The organism is Actinotalea sp. (genome assembly GCF_035443605.1).
Lineage (GTDB): Bacteria > Actinomycetota > Actinomycetes > Actinomycetales > Cellulomonadaceae > Actinotalea.
Window position 1 is genome coordinate 1 of record NZ_DAORSQ010000030.1, and the last position, 2340, is coordinate 2340.

General features: G+C 73.4%; 2 protein-coding genes. One reads left to right on the forward strand and one right to left on the reverse strand.

From position 1 onward, the window contains the following. Positions 1–1490: methionine--tRNA ligase (metG, locus tag PKY62_RS05060; protein ID WP_324535494.1), on the reverse strand; the 1490-nt coding region annotated here is incomplete at its 3' end. Positions 1491–1699: 209 nt separating this feature from the next. Here metG and PKY62_RS05065 point away from each other — a divergent pair. Beyond that, on the forward strand, positions 1700–2293 hold the full coding sequence (locus PKY62_RS05065; RefSeq protein WP_324535496.1) for an isochorismatase family protein: 594 nt from the start codon (positions 1700–1702) through the stop codon (positions 2291–2293). Positions 2294–2340: the final 47 nt, after the last annotated feature.

A 2340-nucleotide genomic window follows, 5' to 3' on the forward strand; every position in this document is an offset into this window, starting at 1 on the left:
GCGCCGAGCGACTCCCACAGCGCCGCGGCGGCCCGGGGGATGACCGGGTGGAGCAGCACCGCCAGGACGCGCAGCGCCTCGGCCGAGGTGACGAGCACCGTCGCCAGCCGGCCACCCTGCGGGTACGTGCCGTCCACGCCCACCTCGGTCTTGGCGGCCGACCAGGGCGCCTGCTCGGTGAGGTAGCCGTTGGTCGCCTCGACCAGCGTCCAGACGGCGGCGATGGCCTCGTGGAGCGCGAGCCGGTCGATCGCCGCGTCGGCGTCGGCGACCGCGCGTGCGGCCACGTCCGCCAGCGCGTCCTCCGCCGCCGTCGGCGCGCCAGCGGCGGGCAGGGCGCCGTCGTAGTACCGGCCGACCATCGCCGCGACGCGCGAGGCGAGGTTGCCGAAGCCGTTGGCCAGCTCCGCGGTGTAGCGGGCGTGCAGGTCCTCCCAGGAGAACGAGCCGTCCTGGCCGAAGGCGATGGCACGCAGGAAGTAGTAGCGGAACGCGTCCGAGCCGAACGTGTCGATGATCTGGTCGGGGGCGATGCCGGTGAGCTTGGACTTGCTCATCTTCTCCCCGCCCACCAGCAGCCAGCCGTGCGCGAAGACCTGCCGGGGCAGCGGCAGCTCGGCTGCCATGAGCATGGCCGGCCAGATCGCCGCGTGGAACCGCAGGATGTCCTTGCCGACCAGGTGCACGTCGGCCGGCCAGAGCCGCTCGAAACGCGCCTGCTCTGCGGGGTCGGTGGCGTGCAGGCCCGCGGCGGTCGCGTAGTTGAGCAGGGCGTCGAACCACACGTAGAGCACGTGCGAGGTGTCCCACGGGATGGGGATGCCCCAGTCGAACGTGCTGCGCGAGATCGACAGGTCCGCCAGGCCCTGCGAGACGAATGAGACGATCTCGTTGCGCGCCGATGCGGGCTGCACGAAGGTCGGGTTCGCCTCGTAGTGCGCGAGCAGACGCTCCGCGTACGCACTCATCCGGAAGAAGTAGTTCTGCTCGGCGAGCATCTCGACGGGCCGGCCGTGGATGGGGCAGAGCTTCTCGCCCTCGAGCTCACCCGTCCCGTCGACGAGGTCGCCGGGCAGCTTGTACTCCTCGCAGCCCACGCAGTACGGGCCCTCGTACGAGCCGGCGTAGATCTCACCGCGGTCGTACAGGTCCTGGATGAACGCCTGGACCCGCTCGATGTGGCGCGGCTCGGTGGTCCGGATGAAGTCGTCGTTCGCCGCGTCGAGCGTGGCCAGCACGGGCTTCCACGACTCCTCGACGAGGCGGTCGGCCCACTGCTGCGGCGTGACTCCATGGGCCTGGGCCGTGCGCATGACCTTCTGCCCGTGCTCGTCGGTGCCCGTGAGGAACCAGACGTCCTCCTGGCGCTGACGGTGCCAGCGGGTGATGACGTCGGCCGCCACCGTCGTGTACGCATGCCCGATGTGCGGGGCGTCGTTGACGTAGTAGATGGGGGTCGTGAGGTAGAAGGTCGGGGCGGCGTCGGGCATGGGGTTCATCGTAGGGGCGCCGCGGGCGGCCACGGCCGGGCCCCTCGGCGGCGACGAGCCAGGCACGACCCCAGGGTGCGGACCCACGGCGGAGTGCGAGCTCCTGGAGTCCGCCCTCCGCGCACGAGCTCGCCGTCTGCGCGATGGTTCGCGGCACGCGCGGGGCCGGCGGCCGGGCGGGACGGTGCGGCCCGTCCTACGCTCGCGGCATGAGCGAGCACCCCCCACGCCGCGCCCTGCTCGTCGTCGACGTGCAACCGACCTTCTGCGAGGGCGGAGCGCTGCCCGTCGAGGGGGGTGACGCCGTGGCGCGCGCCATCGCCCGGTACGCGGCAGCCCACCGGGACCGCTACGCGCTCGTCGTCACCACCCAGGACTGGCACGTCGACCCCGGCGCCCACTTCGCGGTGCCGCCGGCCGAGCCGGACTTCGTCGACACCTGGCCGCCGCACGGGGTCGCCGGGACGCCCGAGGCTGAGCTGCACCCTGCGCTGGCGGACCTGCGACCCGACGCCCGCGTCCGCAAGGGCGCCTACGCCGCGGCGTACTCCGGCTTCGAGGGCACCGACGCCGACGGCCGCGACCTGGCCCGGATCCTCACCGAGGCCGGCGTGGACGCGGTCGACGTCGTGGGCATCGCGGAGTCGCACTGCGTGCGGGCGACGGCGCTCGACGCGCACGCGGCCGGCTGGCCCACGCGCGTGCTGACGGACCTCACGGTGCCGGTGAGCCCCGAGCAGGGCGCCTGGGCCCGCGCCGAGATGTCGACCGCCGGGGTCGCCCTGCTGCGCTCGGACACCTGAACGTCCGTCAGGGCGTCGTGAGACGGACCAGCCGGTCGTCGCCGGCG

Bases quoted from the DNA above. Each gene is read 5' to 3' on its own strand.
- PKY62_RS05065 (WP_324535496.1), top strand. From the start codon at position 1,700: ATGAGCGAGCACCCCCCACGCCGCGCCCTGCTCGTCGTCGACGTGCAA.